Genomic DNA, 16825 nt, shown 5'->3' with positions numbered 1-16825 from the left:
GGGTTGTTGAGTTTTGAAATTGACAGGAGCTGAGATTATAATTGAGTGTTTAAAAGAACAGGGTGTAAATGTTGTTTTTGGTTATCCGGGTGGTGCTGCTTTAAATATTTATGATGCTCTTTACAAACATCAAAATGAAATAAAACATTATCTAACATCGCATGAACAGCACGCATCCCACGCTGCAGACGGATATTCAAGAGCGTCCGGCAAGGTTGGCGTGGTCTTTACCACTTCAGGACCTGGTGCAACAAACATTGTAACAGGCATTGCAACAGCGTATATGGACTCTGTGCCGGTTGTGGCAATTACTGGTCAGGTGCCAACTAATTTGCTTGGGAAAGATTCTTTCCAAGAGGTTGATATTACAGGTATTACCATGCCAATTACAAAGCATAATTTTATTGTCAAGGATGTAAATACACTTGCAGATACAATCAGGCGCGCGTTTGAGATTGCGCAGAGTGGAAGGCCTGGACCTGTTTTAGTTGATGTGTGTAAGGATGTGACAGCAGCATATGCTGAATATGAGATGAAAGAACCTAAAAAGATAAAAAAGAAGGTATTAGCAACAAAAGAAGAGATAGAAAAGGCAATAGAACTTATCAATGCAAGCGAGAGACCTTTTATCTGCTCAGGTGGCGGTGTTATTTCATCTGAAGCCTCTGAAGAACTTATTGAATTTGTGGAAAAAATAAACGCACCTGTTGCAACAACGCTGATGGGTGTTGGTGGATTTCCTTCCACCCATCCGAACTATACAGGCCTTGTTGGAATGCATGGAAGTCGTGCTTCTAACTATGCAGTTTCGCACTGTGACCTTTTGATTGCTGTTGGTGCAAGATTTTCAGACAGAGTAATAAGCAAGGTAGACAGGTTTGCACCAAATGCAAAGATTATTCACATAGATATTGACCCGGCTGAGATTGACAAAAACGTGAGCACAGACATTGCACTTGTGGGCGATGTAAAGCAGATATTAAAAATATTGATTGAGAATGTACAGAAGAAGACCAGCACAGAATGGATAGAGATGATTTGCGAATGGAAGAAAAACTATCCTTTGAGCTATCCTCAAGATGGCAAGCTTCACCCACAGTATGTTGTTGAGAGAATTTCTGCTCTTACCAACAACGATGCAATAATCACAACAGAGGTTGGGCAAAACCAGATTTGGGCAGCACAATTTTACAAATACCAAAGACCAAGGCAGTTTATTTCCTCTGGTGGGCTTGGTACAATGGGTTATGGATTTGGTGCAGCAATTGGAGCAAAGATAGCAAGACCGGACAAAGTAGTAATTGACATTGCAGGAGATGGAAGTTTTAGAATGAACTGTGGTGAGCTTGCAACGGCTGTGCACTACAACATTCCGGTTATAGTTGCACTGCTTAACAATGGTGTATTGGGCATGGTTCGTCAGTGGCAGGACCTTTTCTATGGCAAGAGATTTTCACAAACAACCCTTGATAGGCCTCCAGATTTTGTAAAGCTTGCAGATGCATACGGTGCACTTGGCATAAGAGTTACATCACCAGATGAGGTTGACAGGGCTATTTTAAAAGCGTTAGAAGCTGGAAGACCAACTGTGATTGACTTTGTAATTGACAAGGACGAAAAAGCTCTTCCAATTGTCCCACCCGGTGCGCCAATTGATGAGATTATTGATTAGAAAAAAGGGGCTAATTTTTAAAAAGCCCCTTTTCTGTTTTGTTATTAAAAAAGTTTTGTATTTTGGGTATGTTGAATATCAAGATTCCTGTAAGATAACCAAGTAAATTAATTATAATGTCTAAAATATCAAATACACCCCTTTTTGTTAAAAACTGTAACAATTCAACTACTATAATCCATACTGAAAAAATAAAAATTGTGATTTTTGGTTTATTTCTTATTCTAAAAGAAAGGTAAAAACCAGCTGGCAAATACAAAATGAAGTTTTCAATTATTTGAGATAAACTATAATTAATTATTTCATTTAAATTAAAGTTGATGTAATGTTCTGATCTGCTTATCCGGAAAAAGCTAAGCGAAATAACTAAAACAATATAACTGGTAAATAAAATATCTAACATGAAATAATATAATTTTCCGTTAAATATAAGATGCAAGAGAGAAAACAATAAAATAGCTACAAAAACTCTCAAAAATATAAAGCTAAATGCTTCAATTGAGAAATGTAACCAGATATCATCTAAAACATAATAACATAAAAACATTGACAAAACAAGAGAACATATAACTATAAATGCATTTTTTAAGATTTCTTTAAGTTTCATAATGGTCCTCCTGCTAAAATTTCTAATATTACTTATCGTCATATACAATACCATCAAAATCTACATTATCTTTATAAGTGGACTGGAAGTATATTTTATAAGTTCCGTCAGAAAGCTCAGTAAATGGAAGTGTATAATATGATGTATCATTTGGACTAACTTGAATTGTTTGAGCTTTATTACTTACAGCCTTGTATCCCAACCATTCTTTTTTAAGAGGAGTTAATTTCATTTCAGCATATGTCCCAGTATTCCATCGAGTTGATTTAGTTATTCTGTGATAACAATAAAAATCACCTTTTGTAATTGTAAAACTGTCAACAGATTCTTTGCCGACATCAGTAAATCCTGTTCCTTGATAAGTGTCTAATTTATTTGATAGTGCAAAGACAATGTTGGTCATTAATGGTAAGCAAAATATTGCAGTTAAAGTAAGAATAATAAGATATACTTGTTTCTTGTTATACATTGGCAATCACACACCTTTCTATTTTTAGTTATTATAAAAAATTTTTGTTGCTATTATTATATACTCTAATATTGATGAAGTCAACAACATATACCAGTAATTTAGCAACAACGCTGTAAGAATGTATAAATATCTATCTAAGTATATTAAACTAAATCAATACATTGTGTAAAAAATATTATTCTGTTAGGTTATAACAGGAATTTGGAAATAAAATACAGTTTTAATGATAAACCATTTACAATTGAATTTTCAAAATTTCAAATGTGATAAACTAACAAATAATTATAGATTGCTCTATAAAAAATAATTATTTTTATCTTTCAGTTAGGAGAAAGCTAATTATTATGTTTCAACAACAGAAATGAGTGTTAATAGCAAACGACAAAGTAGTAGAATGGTATTTAATGTAAAGATTTTAAGAAAAAAAATATTAAATTAGTTTTTTCAGAAAAAATTAAAACAAGAAAAAACTAATAATACAAAATTAAAAGTTAAATTTGCAACTATTAATAAAATTTTCTGTACATACGGGAAAAATGCAAGAATAGTTAAAAAGTAACCTTATCTTTAACCTATTTTAGTATTTTCTGAGAAAGCCATTACAGAAGATGAAGCGGTTGCTACTTTTGATATAGTTGTTTCAGATATTGAATATTAATAAAGGGACTTCCACAAACGGTAAGTTTGATATGCTCTACTTTTAGTAAGCAATAAAGAGACAAAACTTTTGATTAAAATGGAGCATATTTTTTTAGTAAAAGTATTTAAATTAATTTTAAAAATCGAGAAAATCGAAGAGATTTAAAGTTAATTAAAGAAATATGTATTTTTTGCTCAAAATTTAGCCAAAAATTGGCTAAAAAAAAAGAATAAATAGGATTGACAAAGAGAAAATATATAAGATATGATTTACATAAAAATTCCAAGAAGAGATTTACAGAAGAAATAATTTAAGAATAGAATAGTCTTAAAAAAAATAAAAGAATGAATATATAAAAAATCAAGTTGATTGAAAAGATAAAAAGAAGATGCTATTATGTAAGGCACAAGATATAACAGACTATGCTCAAGAAGGCTTATCAACAATTTGTTTGCAGTGTAGGGGAAATAGATGAGCTAAGAAATGTATGAGATGCAGATAGAGTTTTAAATAGGCCTCGTGTGATATTTGAAAAATCTTTAGAATAAAAAAATTAGAATTTTTTAAATCTAAGCTCTAACCTTTTATCAGCCGGCTGAAAAAGGTTGAGATAAATATCAAAACAAAAAAGAGGAAGAACATTTTATGAAAAAAAAATTAAAAAAATATTTGAAAATATTTGTTTTCTTTTAATTATATGCTCATTATCTATATTATTCAATGTAGTTAATACCGATACGGGTTATGGAGAAGTATACAACCAAACTAAAAATCAGAATAAAACAGAAAAGATTGATGTTTTTTCAATAACAGATATAGATACATTAGATAGTCAAAGGCTTAACATTGTCAAAGAGAAAATCCTATCTTTTGATACGGATGAATTTGTACGTTTCATTAACAATTATATAAGACTTCATATGGACAATAAACAAAAAATAAAGGATGATTTAGAAAAAATAGGGGTATACATTGAATTTGCTAACAATGAGCAAAACATATCTATCCAAAAAATAGAAGCTTATGAAATGGAGCATGAAATTGCCATAGCAAGAAGAGCAGGTTCACAACTTTATTATGTTAGTTATATGTTTAAATTTAATAAAAAAGAGACGTGCCCTGGCTCGTATGATGTTTTGGGTCTTTTTTGGGACAGTAACAGATTATCCTATGAAAACTACAGTACATCTGAAACAAAATATGTAGATTTAAGGGATAACACCAACAAATTGAAAGGCACATTGGTATTTAATGTATTTGATAAAAATATAGAAGTTGGTAAATATTATTATGCAACTGTTGTTCTTGCTCCAAAAGTTGTTGATAGCAATTGGTATGAAGTTGGTGCCAAGTATACTCATACTTTTACAACTACACAGACAACAATTAGTTTATCTAACAAAATTGATTACGGAGGTAGCGGAGTAGTAAGTGGCTCAATTGGTTATACAGTAACAATAAACCAAATAGAGCAGATGTGGGAAAAAGCAGCTGACAATGCTTTTAAATACTAGTATAGGGGGGTTATTCTTTAATTGAAAAAAACTTATTTGTGCAATATTTTAGTAATTATTTTTTTAGCATATTTAATTTTGAGTGTGATTATAGGAGGCTTTTTGTTTAGTAGAATAAACAAATTAGAAGTGTTTAAAGTCAATTATAATGCAAAAATTATTAATATATTTTTTGTCGAATATTCTCATAAACTCTCTGATGCAAGTGATATTCTGGAATATCTCGTCAAAGATGAAAATATGGATTTTTCATATCTAATCGGAAGACTTGAGGAATATTTTTTAAATAATACATTGACGATGTTAATTGCAAAAGAGCCAAACATATTTGAAGATGAGGAGATAGGTAAAATAATTAACTCAAGATATGAATTAATTATCAAAATTGTTGATTTTCTTAAGAAAATTAAAACAAAAATAGTTGACCCTAAAAATAAAGAAAAAATTATTTATATTAAACCTGATATTGAAAAAACAATATTTTTATTAAATGCCTTAAACGAAGATTTGCAGTCATTCAGAAACTCAAAAACCAAAAAAGTGTATGAAGAATACGAAAAAGAACTCTTAGAATGTATAGCAAGAGTTGAAAAAAATATTTCTCAATAACTTTGATGAAGTTATAGAATTAAATTTAAAAAAGATAATTAGGCTAAGAAGCTTTCTATCTTTCTGAAATGAAGTTTTTAATAATATTTTTCAGGTTATATGTCAAGAGTTAGGGGGTTATCCAATTATCTTTTTGGATAGCCCCTACATTATCAAATGTTTGGGAGTGATTGTAATTTGATTAATGTGTTAAGATATGAATTGAAGAGGTTATTTAGTAGAAAGGAATTTTTTATTGTAATTGTAATTGCTTTTTTTTTACATAAGTGTCGATTTTATTTATCATTCAGTAATGTTAATCAATTCACCTCTTTTTGAACTACCATCTAGATATCAGATGTGGTTGTTGTACAATAAAGTTCGTGGACAGTGGGGGCAACTATTTGCTTATTTCTTAATTCCGTTATTTGCAACTATACCGTATTCAGATTCATATTTAGAGGATAAGAGAGCAGGAGTTATAAATTTTATTATTACGCGTTGTGATAAAAGAGTGTATCTTTTTTGTAAGGGAATAGTTGTCTTTTTCTCTGGTTTTATTGTAGTTTTTGCACCTTTGCTTTTTAATCAATTATTATGCTTTTGTCTATTGCCAGTTTATTCTCCGTCAGAAAATGTATTTAATCATCCGACATATAACGCTTACCAATTTTTAAGTACAGTACAACTTCCAAAATTGCACTCGATAAATCCTTATTTACATAATTTATTTTACATGCTTTTAAATGGCGTTTGTGCTGGTATCATTGCTTTGGTTTCATATTCTATATCATTCTTTAGAAAAATGAACAGATATTTGGTGGTTATTTTAGCTTTTTTATTCTATCTTCTGGAAAATTTTATTGGAAAATTAATTAGTTCGTCAACCACATTTTCAATAGCTGATTATTTAATTATTCTTCCATTTTCTTCTGAAATTACGAAATACCAGTATTTACTAATCTTTATAATGGTGCTATTGTTTATAAGTGCTATTACTATAAACCTTAGATGTAGTAAGGATGAAGTATAATGAAATTAAGGCAAATTTTTTATATAAACTTAACAAGAAAGTTTATGGCTTATTTTGCAACTTTATTTGTAGAATTAGTACTTTCAATTTTATTGTTAAAATTTTTGGATGCAAATAAAACATGGACTGTTAATTTAATTATAAGTCAAATATTTAAAGCAAACGCAATTACGTTTTTTTATGTATCCATATATCTTCTTTTGGTCAGTTCGCAAATACATATGGATAATTGCCTGATTATTCTGAAATATACTCATGTTGAGGATTGGTGGAAGGAAAAAATAAAAATTTTACTAAAAGATACCTCAATCTATTTGTTATCGATATACACCATACCTTTAATAGTAACTATTATGTTAAGTTCGAAATATTTAAAAGTTTTAAGCTATAGGGAATTTATCTTCATTTTAGAATTTCTATTTATTGTACTTCTTTTGTTAGTTATATATGGAACAGTATATCTTATTGTATTGGCTATTATTAAAAAAGCTATTGCGGCATATATAGTTGGCATATTAGTGCCTTTCATAGATTTTGTCTTTATATATATATTTAAAACAGTGAATTTTTCTGGTATTACCTTAGGTATGTTAATAAATTTTTTAATGAGCTATAATTTATCATTTAAAAAACATCTTTTTTTGTTCGGAATATACCTTAGTTATTTTTTTCTGCTTTTTACCTTCTTGAACATTATTATGACAAATACACTGAGAAAAATAGATATCTACAGAGGTGATAAGAAATCAGAAAACTAGTAAATAGTATTGTCAGTTCAGCAGTTATCTCTTTGTTAATTGATTTATATTGGTTGATGTCTTTGAAATTTTATAATAATACTTCTGCTGAGATTTTTTTTGATTTTTAGTTTCAATTATTTACCTTTTCCAGGTAAAGTAACTTCTTTTATATATCCTTAATATATGCTTTGCCCAGATTATATCTTATAGCTACCTTAGGAGATGTTTTTTCTCGTGATTTTAAAAGATCTGCAGTTTACATTCTTACGAGAAAAGATAGTAGGCTCTCATGGTATTTTAATAAACTTTATTTTATATCTTTATATATTCTGTCATTTCTGATTACGTTTGTAATAACTACAGCTCTATTTGCTTTGGCAAATAAATTTAAGGTAGAATCTTTTTTTAAAGTTCTATTGTGTTGTGCTGTAATAGTTCTACTAAATTTTATTTCTATAATATTGTTTACTATGGTTGCAAATATATTATCATTATATGTAAGCTCAAGAATATCCTTTCTGCTCACTATAACAGTTTGGCTAATATTTTTTGTTCCCTCTTTTATATCTTTAAATGATTTCAATTATCTTTTAATAAAATTTAGTCCTGTTTTACAAGATGTTTTGAGTTGGCATAGTGATAGATTTATTGTAGATATAACTGGAATCTTTGGTATAGACAGAATAAACGGTTTTAACATATTGTGGTCAATATTTATCCTTGCTATTTATTTTTCGATTGTAGTGATAATAGGAATAAAAATAGTTAAAAATATCGAAATATTTGAGAGAGATTGACAGGAAAGAGGTGATTTTAAATATGAAAGCAATAGAAGTTAAAAATTTAACAAAGATAATCAAAGGAAAAGTTATTTTGGATAATGTTAATCTTGAACTCGAAGAGGGAAATATTTATGGATTTTATGGTAGAAATGGTTCAGGCAAGACTATGTTATTTAGAGCTATATGTGGTTTGATAAAACCAACGTTTGGAGAAGTTATTGTTTTTGAAAAGAAAATAGGAAGAGATATTTCTTTTCCTGAGAGTTTAGGGGTTATTATAGAAAATGTTGATTTGTGGGAAAATTTAGCAGGCTTTCAAAATCTCAAATTATTGGCTTCTATAAAAAATTTAATTACTGATGATGAGATCAAAAGTGCTATAAAAAGGGTTGGGCTTGATCCAGAAGATAGAAGACCGTATAAAAAATATTCGCTTGGTATGAAACAAAGATTAAAAATTGCACAAGCTATAATGGAAAAACCTAAATTGATTGTTCTTGACGAGCCAACAAATTCTCTTGATGAAGATGGTGTTAAACTTGTAAGACAGATTTTGTTAGAAGAAAAGAGAAGAGGAGCAACAATTTTATTAGCAAGTCATATAAAGGAAGATATAAATTTGCTATGTGATTATAAATTCAGGGTAGATTCAGGGAAAGTTTACTATTCGGAGGATGAAAACAAAGATGAATAAAAAGTGGTTTGTGGTGATATTTATTATTTTAGCCTTAGATATAGTTATAGGTTTTTTAGTAAAAAAATCATTTATTAATACTGAAATACAAAGTGTAAGTGAAAATATAGTAGACCAATGCATTTTTTTAAATGGTGGTAGTTTTAAGGGGTGCAATAATGAAAATTTTTCGTTGGAAAAGATTATTAGAGATTCTGAGGTAATTGTAAAGGGTACTGCGCTGAGCGATAGAATTTATTTAAAAGGTTCAGTACTGACAGCTTTCAATGTTATCAAGGCTTACAAAGGGGATACAAAAAATTTAAAAATTTACATATTTGAACCAAGTTATCTTAATTTAGGTAAGTACAACAACTATTTTGCATACTGTGGTTATAATCTTATGAAGCCAGGTCACAATTATATTCTTTTTTTGAAGAAATGGAAGTATACAAATTTTGTTAGATATAATCCATATTATAGAGGCAAAGAGATTTATGTCTTTGCTCATAATTCTGCTGTTGATAAATTTGAAATTAATAAATCAAATACTACAAAGGTGATTAATCTTGAAGGGGATAAATTAATAAAATACGGGCAAGTGAAAGATTATGAGGTTTTTGTATATAACAAAAATGAATTAACTGAATACTATCTGCTAAAAGATAAGATATTGAATTGGATTTCTCAAAATTAATCGGCACTTGATGGAAAATTATTTTTTAATACACTAAAGGGGCTCTCACAAAAATTTTAAGTGAGAGCCCCTTTTTGGCTATTTTGTTGCCAAATCCCCCTCAATCAAGATAGACAAAATCTGGTCAATCTCAGCAAAAGCAAGAGCAATACAAGAATCTGCAGCTCCATAGTAAAGATAGATTTGGTTGTCTTCAACAATTGCTCCACAGGTGAATACCACATTGTTGACATCTCCTATTCGTTCGTATACTTCCTGAGGTGATAGTAACCACTCTGGGCATCTTTTTTTGACTTTTGCTGGATTTTCTAAGTCCAAAAGCGCAGCACCAAGCCTGTAAATTGGTCCTGATGGCATCATTTTCACGCCGTGATAGATTATTAGCCAGCCCTCTTGAGTTTTTATTGGGACAGCTCCTGCCCCAACTTTAAAGCCGTCCCACCAAGGCCCTCCTTTTTCAACAAGCACAACCTCATGGTTTCCCCAGTGGATAAGGTCTGAGGAATATGCAATCCAAATGTGTTCGATGTCCCCTGCAACAGGTCTGTGAAGCATGGCGTACCTACCGTTAATTTTTTCAGGGAACAAAACTGCATCTTTGTTGTTGGGAGGATAAATTAATCCCATTTTTTCAACTTTTTTGAAGTTCTTTGTTCTTGCAAGTGCAACTGCTGGACCATAACGAGAGTATGCAGTATAGGTTATATAGTAGTAATCATCTTCAGGAATATAGGTTATTCGCGGGTCTTCGCAGCCAAACTCTTCGTATATGAACACTGTGGGTTGGGGATAAATCAGAGGTGACTTTTCAATCTTCCAATTGGTCTTTCCATCACTACTTCGAGCAACAGTCAAATGCGATTTTCCTTGTCTGTCCTCAACTCTCAAAAGTAGTAAGTACTCATTTTTATATTTTATTGCACCAGCGTTAAACACAGCATTTGCTGAATATGGAATATCAAATACTGTGATTATTGGATTTCCGCTGTAGCGCGTGAATATATCCTTTTTTGCAAAGACCTTTTTCATTGTTTTAATCCCCCCACAAATAAATTGTCTATACATTGAAATATACCACATTTGGTATTGAATAATTACAAAAAAATTATGTAAAATATCTTTGAAACCTGTCAATAGGATAACCAATTTTCACAAAAGAGGTGAAAAATATAAAATGAAAACTTACAGAAAAGAGCTGTGGTTTGAAATACCAACAAGAAGAGCATTTGTAAACATTACAGACACTCTTCAAAAGTGTGTTGATGAAAGTGGTATAAAAGAAGGACTTTTGCTTTGCAATGCTATGCACATAACTGCAAGTGTATTTATTAATGACGATGAACCAGGTCTTCACAAAGATTTTGAAATCTGGCTTGAAAAGCTTGCACCTGAAAAACCTTATTCTCAGTACCACCACAACGTCGGTGAAGACAACGCAGATGCGCATCTTAAAAGAACCATCATGGGAAGAGAAGTTGTTATTGCTATAACAAATGGCAAGCTTGACTTAGGTCCATGGGAACAGGTGTTCTATGGTGAATTTGATGGTAAAAGAAAAAAGAGAGTGCTTGTGAAGATTATAGGAGAGTGAGAGATTGACAATTATTCCTATGTGTATTAAGATACACATAGGGAGGTGTATAAAATGAGGACCAATATTTTTATAGATGAAAATTTATTAAAGAAAGTGATGGAGATTGCTGGGGTAAAGACAAAAAAAGAAGCAGTTGAGATTGCCTTGAGGGAGTACTTAGAAAATCACACACGAAAGAATTTGTTGGAGTTGAAAGGCAAAATAATGTTTGCAGAAGATTATGATTATAAAAGGATGAGGGCAGGGCAATGATTTTAGTTGACACTTCTGTGTTGATAGACTTTTTTAAAGGGAATACAAACGAAAAGGTAAAAAAGTTTGAATGGGTATTAACAAATAAAATACCATTTGGAATTACTCATTTGATTTACCAGGAGATTTTACAAGGTGCTAAAAATGAAAAAGAGTTTGAGCTATTGAAAGAATATTTGAGTACTCAACCATTTTACGAATTGACAAAAGGAAAAAAATCGTATGAAGAAGCAGCGCTGCTCTACTTTAAGTGCAAGAAAAGAGGCATAAATCTTAAAAGTACTGTCGATGTGATAATAGCCCAGATAGCTATTGAAAATAATCTTTACTTGCTCCACAATGATAGAGATTATTCTAAAATTGCTAAAGTTGACAATAGGTTAAAAGAGTATTGAATATAATAACATTTCCGGTTGACAATACTCTTTTGTTTTGTTAATATTAATGAGGCAAATTTAAAAATTGAATATTGTTAATATATGAGAAGCTTATCCTTATCAAGAGAGGTGGAGGGAAAAAGGCCCGATGAAACCCGGCAACCGGCAAAGCTTTTAGCTTTGCAATGGTGCCAACTCCGTCAGAAAGCAAAATATCTTAGCTTTCTGAGAGATGAGGATAAAACTTTTGCAAAAGAAAGTTTTGCCTCTTCTTTTCAGAAGGGGCTTTAAATTTTTAAAGATTTTCAAGAGAAGTTTTTATTTTACTTAAAAGGAGGTAAAAATTTCAGATGAGAAAGCTATTTACATCAGAGTCAGTAACAGAAGGTCATCCTGACAAAATCTGTGACCAAATTTCAGATGCTGTGCTTGACGCAATATTGGAAAAAGACCCCTACGCAAGGGTTGCGTGTGAGGTTGCGGTAACAACAGGCCTTGTTCTTGTGATGGGCGAGATTACAACAAAATGCTATGTAGACATACCAAAGATAGCAAGGGATACAATAAGAGAGATTGGCTATACACGTGCAAAATATGGATTTGATGCTGACACATGTGCTGTTATAACCTCAATTGACGAACAGTCACCTGACATTGCAATGGGTGTTGACAAAGCTTTAGAAGCAAAGCTTGGTGAGATGACAGAAGATGAGATAGAGGCAATTGGTGCAGGCGACCAGGGTATGATGTTCGGATTTGCATGTGATGAAACACCTGTTTTGATGCCAATGCCAATTTACCTTGCTCACAAGCTTGCAAGAAGACTTGCTTATGTGAGGAAAGAGGGTATATTGCCTTATCTTCGTCCAGATGGCAAGACTCAGGTTACAGTTGAGTATGAAGATGACAAACCAGTTAGAGTTGACACGGTGGTTGTATCTACACAACACAGTCCGGAGGTTACTCATGCTCAGATAGAGGCAGATGTTATTGAGCATGTTATAAAACCTGTAATTCCAGAAGGAATGCTTGATAAAAACACAAAAATTTTTATAAATCCTACAGGAAGATTTGTGATTGGCGGACCACAAGGTGATTCAGGTCTAACAGGAAGAAAGATTATTGTTGACACTTACGGTGGGTATGCACGCCATGGAGGCGGTGCTTTTTCTGGTAAAGACCCGACAAAGGTTGACAGGTCTGCAACATATGCTGCAAGATATGTTGCAAAGAACATTGTTGCATCAGGGCTTGCAAAAAAATGTGAGGTTCAGGTTTCATATGCAATAGGTGTTGCAAGACCGCTTTCAATTAGGGTTGACACATTTGGCACGGGTAAAATTAGCGATGAAAAGATTGCTGAGATTGTAAAGAGGGTATTTGATTTGCGCCCTGCTGCAATAATTAGAGATTTGAACTTAAGGCGTCCTATCTACAAGCAGGTTGCTGCCTATGGTCATTTTGGAAGGGAAGATTTGGACCTTCCGTGGGAAAGAACAGACAAGGTAGGTGAAATACTCAAAGAGGCTCAGAACGTTTAAAATTCTCGAAAGAATAGTTCTAACTTTTTAAAAACTTTAATAATGTTTATTAGAGATTATTTTAAGTAGATTTGAGCAAGTTTAATGGATAAAAAGAATACAGCAGTTTCAGTTTATCAATATATATGGGTTATAGTAAAGTCTTTGTTCATGGCTTGCTTTTTGATATTTGTTATATCCATTTTTGTAATGTATTTCTCTATGCCAGACAGGGTTGCATTTTTTCTTACGTTATTTTCTATGTTTGTAGGAATAGCATTTTCGGGCTATGAAGCAGCAACTTTGTCACTAAGTAATAAAAAGATTGCAGCGTTTTTGGTTTCGACTTTTGTTGCAGCTGTCCTTTTTGCCTTAAGTGTTATATTTAAAAAAGGCTTTAATGTTTCAAAATACCAATTATATATCCTTATATTTGGACCGCTTGTAGGATTTTTAACAGGTGCACTCAATTCAAGTAAAGCGAAAAGACCAAGAACAAAAAGAAGATAAAGCTCAAAATAATGCATAACCCTTTTGCTTTTAAAAGAGCAAAGGGGTTTTATTTTTTGCTTTTAAACCGCTTATGGTATATAATAATTTCAAGAAAAAATTAATCTTTTTGGGGGAAAAGATAATGAAACAAAAGATTGCATATCTTATCAGCAGTCTTTTTACAGTTCCTATGGTAGCACTACTTGTTTTTACAATCATGTGGTTTGACAATAGTTATAAAAACTTTAACGGGAATTTCTACTACTATCTAAATTCGATATTCTTTTTTACTATAATTCCCCTTTGTGCTTACATTGTTGCAAGAAGTTTTCCAAAGTTTAAGGCCGTGGGAAGAGAAGTTGAGAGAAAACTTGCGTTTGTGTTCGGAATAGTTGGATATCTGCTTGGAAATATAAGTTTAATGTTTATGAAAAAACCAACAAGGGCCATGGTAGGACTTTATTTATCATATCTTATCTCAGCCTTGATTTTGGCGTTTGTAAACAAGGTCTTGAGATTCAAAGCAAGTGGTCATGCATGTGGAATTACCGGTCCGATTGTTGCAATAAACTTTATTGCAGGAATAAAGATGATCTATTTAGTTTTGCTCATTCCTCTTGTCATGTGGTCAAGACTTGTACTCAAAAGACATGATACAAAACAGCTTTTGGCAGGTGCTGCCACATCTTTTTTTGTAACACTCATAATAATGATTTGGATATATTGAGTTTCATAAAAAGTTATTTTCTGCCTCTGAGGGGGATTTTTTGAGATATGATTTTTCAGAAAAAGAGATGGATTTTGAAAGATAACAGCAACATTGAAGATATGGATATTGAAATTGATGGTAGGAAAATAAAGCCTCAAATTGTAAAGGTTTTAAACAATAGAGGTATACAGGAAAAGGAGGAAATAGAGAAGTTTTTAAATCCTTCACTTAAAAATCTTCACAATCCATTCCTTTTGCCTGATATGAAAGAAGCAGTTAAAATTATAAACCAGGCTATTTTGTGCAAAAGTAGAGTGCTCATATATGGTGATTACGACTGCGATGGAGTTACAAGTACATATTTGCTTTATTCAGTTTTGAAAAATTTTTTGCCAACAATATATTATATTCCCAATAGATTTAAAGATGGATATGGGCTCAACTTTGATGTTTTAAAGAAACTGGAAGACAAGTTTGACCTGCTTATTACTGTTGACACGGGGATTAGCGCACAAAATGAGGTGAAGTATCTCAAAGAAAAAGGGAAAACAGTTATAATAACAGACCATCATGAACCGAAAGAAGTTTTGCCAGAGGCTGATGCTGTGATAAATCCCAAAAGAAAAGATAGTATTTATCCGTTCAGGGATTTGGCGGGTGTTGGGGTGGCGTTTAAACTTTTACACGCACTCAAAAACTCAGGGATAAATCTTAAACTATCTGAGTATCTTGATGTTGTTGCGATTGGAACAATTGCAGATGTAATGCCTCTTGTTGATGAGAATAGGGTTTTAGCAAAGTTTGGGCTTAAAGTTTTAAAAAATACGAAAAATGTCGGACTCAAGAAACTTATAGAAGTAGCTGGACTTTCGTCAAAAGAGGAACTGAAACCCTATGATGTGTCGTTCATAATTGGTCCGAGGCTGAACGCTGCTGGGCGGATTTCTGATGCGAATTTAGCTGTGTCACTTCTTTTAGAGCAGGATATTATAAAGGCAGAGAGTATTGCAAAAAAGCTTGACGAAGAGAATAGAAAACGTCAGGAAATAGAAGAAAAGACAATTAAAGAAGCTCAGAGCTTAATTAATAAAAATAAAGGTATTTTAAGAAAGAAGATATTTGTTCTTAGCAATGGTTCATGGCATGCTGGAGTTGTTGGGATAGCTTCTTCAAAAATCACAGAAAAATATTACAGACCTTCTCTTTTGCTGACACTTGCTGACGAGGGTGTTTTAAAAGGTTCAGGAAGGTCAATTAAAGGTTTTAACTTGTTTGAAGCACTCAGAAACTGTGCAGAAATTTTGCTCAAGTTTGGTGGTCATGAACATGCAGCAGGTCTTTCACTTCCTGTTGACAATGTTGACAAACTTGACGAGATTTTAAACTCAATTGCACAGGATTATCATTTTATGATATTCAAGCCGGCAATTGAAGTTGACCTTGTGCTCTCTTTAAATGAGATTGATGATGAACTTATCGACCAGGTTTATCTTTTAGAACCGTTTGGTGTTGGTAACCCTGAACCAACTTTTTTGATAAAAAATCTTGTTGTAGAGAATTTTAGGTTCATGGGTGATGGCAACAAATACTATAAATTTTTTGCTGGCAACTCAACAAAATATGATGTTGTGTGCTTTTCCAACTTGGAAGATGAAGATGAGCTGATTTCAATGAAAAAAGTAGATATTGTTTGCAAACTCGAAAAGAATCTTTTTAACAGTGTGAGAAAAAATCAGTTCAATATTATTGATATTTGCGAAAATGTTAGTTTTGGAGTTATAAAGGACTTATATAATAATTTGAAGGCTGTTAGAAATAACTGCTTAAGTTTTCAGAGATATGAAGTAAAAAGAGGCAGCTTGCAGGATATAGAAGAAAAAAGGTGTGTTTTTGTAGCTTTTTGGCCGCACATTGTTCTCAATTTTCTTAAATTTTTAAAAGGAGAAGACGTGGAGAGTGAATTTTTTGAATTTTTAAATAAACAAGGTAGGATAATTCAGCATCAAAGTAGTCTAAAGGAGGTATATTTTGACGATATCTTTGCAACAAGGCTTGATAAGCTAAATGCTATTGTGAACGAGGCAGATTTGGTTGTTGCTCTTGATATGCCTTCTTATCAGTATGTCAAAAACTTTTATCAAGATATTAACACTGTTTTGATTGACTTTGACAACAAATTTGATGAATTTTCACTTCACATAAATGAAGAATGTGTTAATGTTTATAAAACATTGAGGGACTGTGAGTTTATATCTTACAATTTTTCGGGTATATATGAATCAGACCCATTTTTGAAGGTGGTAAAATTGCTCTTTATTATCCAAATGTTTGAAGAGACAGGTCTCATTTTAGCAGAGGTTACTCACGAAGGAATTGAGGTAAAAGAGTTTTTTAAAACACAAGAAAAAGTGAACCTAAAATCTACAAAGGTGTACAGCTTTTACAGAACGTTGAAAGTATAAA

General features: G+C 31.9%; 18 protein-coding genes and 1 riboswitch. Of the genes, 15 read left to right on the top strand and 3 right to left on the bottom strand.

Going from position 1 to position 16825, the window contains the following annotated elements:
* Positions 1-13 precede the first annotated feature (13 nt).
* Positions 14-1672 carry a biosynthetic-type acetolactate synthase large subunit gene (gene ilvB / locus CALKRO_RS09915; protein ID WP_013430881.1) on the top strand — a complete coding sequence of 553 codons (1659 nt, stop codon included), beginning with the start codon at positions 14-16 and terminating at the stop codon, positions 1670-1672.
* A gap of 10 nt (positions 1673-1682) precedes the next feature.
* On the opposite strand, the gene CALKRO_RS09910 is transcribed toward ilvB, so the two are convergent.
* Both CALKRO_RS09910 and CALKRO_RS09905 read right to left on the bottom strand, forming a co-directional pair.
* Positions 1683-2279 carry a VanZ family protein gene (locus tag CALKRO_RS09910; RefSeq protein ID WP_013430880.1) on the bottom strand — a complete coding sequence of 199 codons (597 nt, stop codon included), beginning with the start codon at positions 2277-2279 and terminating at the stop codon, positions 1683-1685.
* Positions 2280-2307: 28 nt separating this feature from the next.
* A complete protein-coding gene (locus CALKRO_RS09905) occupies positions 2308-2682 on the bottom strand; it encodes a hypothetical protein (protein WP_237698987.1) in 375 nt (124 codons plus the stop codon).
* A gap of 1629 nt (positions 2683-4311) precedes the next feature.
* On the opposite strand from CALKRO_RS09905, the gene CALKRO_RS09900 reads away from it, so the two are divergent.
* From CALKRO_RS09900 to CALKRO_RS09870, 7 genes are all read left to right on the top strand, one after another.
* Positions 4312-4905 carry a hypothetical protein gene (locus CALKRO_RS09900; RefSeq protein ID WP_013430879.1) on the top strand — a complete coding sequence of 198 codons (594 nt, stop codon included), beginning with the start codon at positions 4312-4314 and terminating at the stop codon, positions 4903-4905.
* Positions 4906-4926: 21 nt separating this feature from the next.
* Positions 4927-5514 carry a hypothetical protein gene (locus CALKRO_RS09895; protein WP_013430878.1) on the top strand — a complete coding sequence of 196 codons (588 nt, stop codon included), beginning with the start codon at positions 4927-4929 and terminating at the stop codon, positions 5512-5514.
* Positions 5515-5851: 337 nt separating this feature from the next.
* The gene (locus CALKRO_RS09890) at positions 5852-6526 is read left to right on the top strand and encodes a hypothetical protein (protein ID WP_408605130.1); all 675 of its coding nucleotides are present in this window, start codon (positions 5852-5854) and stop codon (positions 6524-6526) included.
* Positions 6526-7284 carry a hypothetical protein gene (locus tag CALKRO_RS09885; protein ID WP_013430876.1) on the top strand — a complete coding sequence of 253 codons (759 nt, stop codon included), beginning with the start codon at positions 6526-6528 and terminating at the stop codon, positions 7282-7284. The genes CALKRO_RS09890 and CALKRO_RS09885 overlap by 1 nt, the downstream gene beginning before the upstream one ends.
* A 605-nt stretch (positions 7285-7889) precedes the next feature.
* On the top strand, positions 7890-8063 hold the full coding sequence (locus CALKRO_RS13615; protein WP_158304418.1) for a hypothetical protein: 174 nt from the start codon (positions 7890-7892) through the stop codon (positions 8061-8063).
* A 22-nt stretch (positions 8064-8085) separates the two neighbouring features.
* A complete protein-coding gene (locus CALKRO_RS09875; protein WP_013430874.1) occupies positions 8086-8742 on the top strand; it encodes an ABC transporter ATP-binding protein in 657 nt (218 codons plus the stop codon).
* Entirely contained in the window at positions 8735-9418 is a 684-nt protein-coding gene (locus CALKRO_RS09870; protein ID WP_013430873.1) for a hypothetical protein, read from the top strand. Before CALKRO_RS09875 ends, CALKRO_RS09870 begins: the two co-directional genes overlap by 8 nt.
* A 78-nt stretch (positions 9419-9496) precedes the next feature.
* On the opposite strand, the gene CALKRO_RS09865 is transcribed toward CALKRO_RS09870, so the two are convergent.
* The gene (locus tag CALKRO_RS09865) at positions 9497-10447 is read right to left on the bottom strand and encodes a glycoside hydrolase family 130 protein (protein ID WP_013430872.1); all 951 of its coding nucleotides are present in this window, start codon (positions 10445-10447) and stop codon (positions 9497-9499) included.
* 145 nt (positions 10448-10592) lie between these two features.
* Here CALKRO_RS09865 and CALKRO_RS09860 point away from each other — a divergent pair, with 145 nt between their 5' ends.
* The 7 genes from CALKRO_RS09860 to recJ all read left to right on the top strand — a co-directional run bounded on the left by CALKRO_RS09860 (position 10593) and on the right by recJ (position 16824).
* Positions 10593-11009 carry a secondary thiamine-phosphate synthase enzyme YjbQ gene (locus CALKRO_RS09860; RefSeq protein WP_013430871.1) on the top strand — a complete coding sequence of 139 codons (417 nt, stop codon included), beginning with the start codon at positions 10593-10595 and terminating at the stop codon, positions 11007-11009.
* A gap of 54 nt (positions 11010-11063) precedes the next feature.
* On the top strand, positions 11064-11264 hold the full coding sequence (locus CALKRO_RS09855) for a type II toxin-antitoxin system VapB family antitoxin (RefSeq protein WP_013403845.1): 201 nt from the start codon (positions 11064-11066) through the stop codon (positions 11262-11264).
* Entirely contained in the window at positions 11261-11659 is a 399-nt protein-coding gene (gene vapC / locus CALKRO_RS09850; RefSeq protein ID WP_013430870.1) for a type II toxin-antitoxin system VapC family toxin, read from the top strand. The genes CALKRO_RS09855 and vapC overlap by 4 nt, the downstream gene beginning before the upstream one ends.
* Positions 11660-11755: 96 nt before the next feature.
* Positions 11756-11880: riboswitch (SAM riboswitch) on the top strand.
* A 111-nt stretch (positions 11881-11991) separates the two neighbouring features.
* The gene (gene metK, locus CALKRO_RS09840) at positions 11992-13182 is read left to right on the top strand and encodes a methionine adenosyltransferase (RefSeq protein WP_013430869.1); all 1191 of its coding nucleotides are present in this window, start codon (positions 11992-11994) and stop codon (positions 13180-13182) included.
* 84 nt (positions 13183-13266) lie between these two features.
* Entirely contained in the window at positions 13267-13671 is a 405-nt protein-coding gene (locus CALKRO_RS09835) for a hypothetical protein (RefSeq protein ID WP_013430868.1), read from the top strand.
* Between the two features lie 124 nt (positions 13672-13795).
* Positions 13796-14380: a hypothetical protein gene (locus tag CALKRO_RS09830; RefSeq protein ID WP_013430867.1), complete on the top strand. Its 585-nt coding sequence runs from the start codon at positions 13796-13798 to the stop codon at positions 14378-14380.
* Between the two features lie 47 nt (positions 14381-14427).
* A complete protein-coding gene (gene recJ / locus CALKRO_RS09825) occupies positions 14428-16824 on the top strand; it encodes a single-stranded-DNA-specific exonuclease RecJ (protein WP_013430866.1) in 2397 nt (798 codons plus the stop codon).
* Position 16825 lies beyond the last annotated feature (1 nt).

The organism is Caldicellulosiruptor kronotskyensis 2002 (genome assembly GCF_000166775.1).
GTDB lineage: Bacteria > Bacillota > Thermoanaerobacteria > Caldicellulosiruptorales > Caldicellulosiruptoraceae > Caldicellulosiruptor > Caldicellulosiruptor kronotskyensis.
The sequence above is the reverse complement of the archived record's forward strand: the minus strand, read 5'-3'. Positions and strand labels throughout refer to the sequence as shown.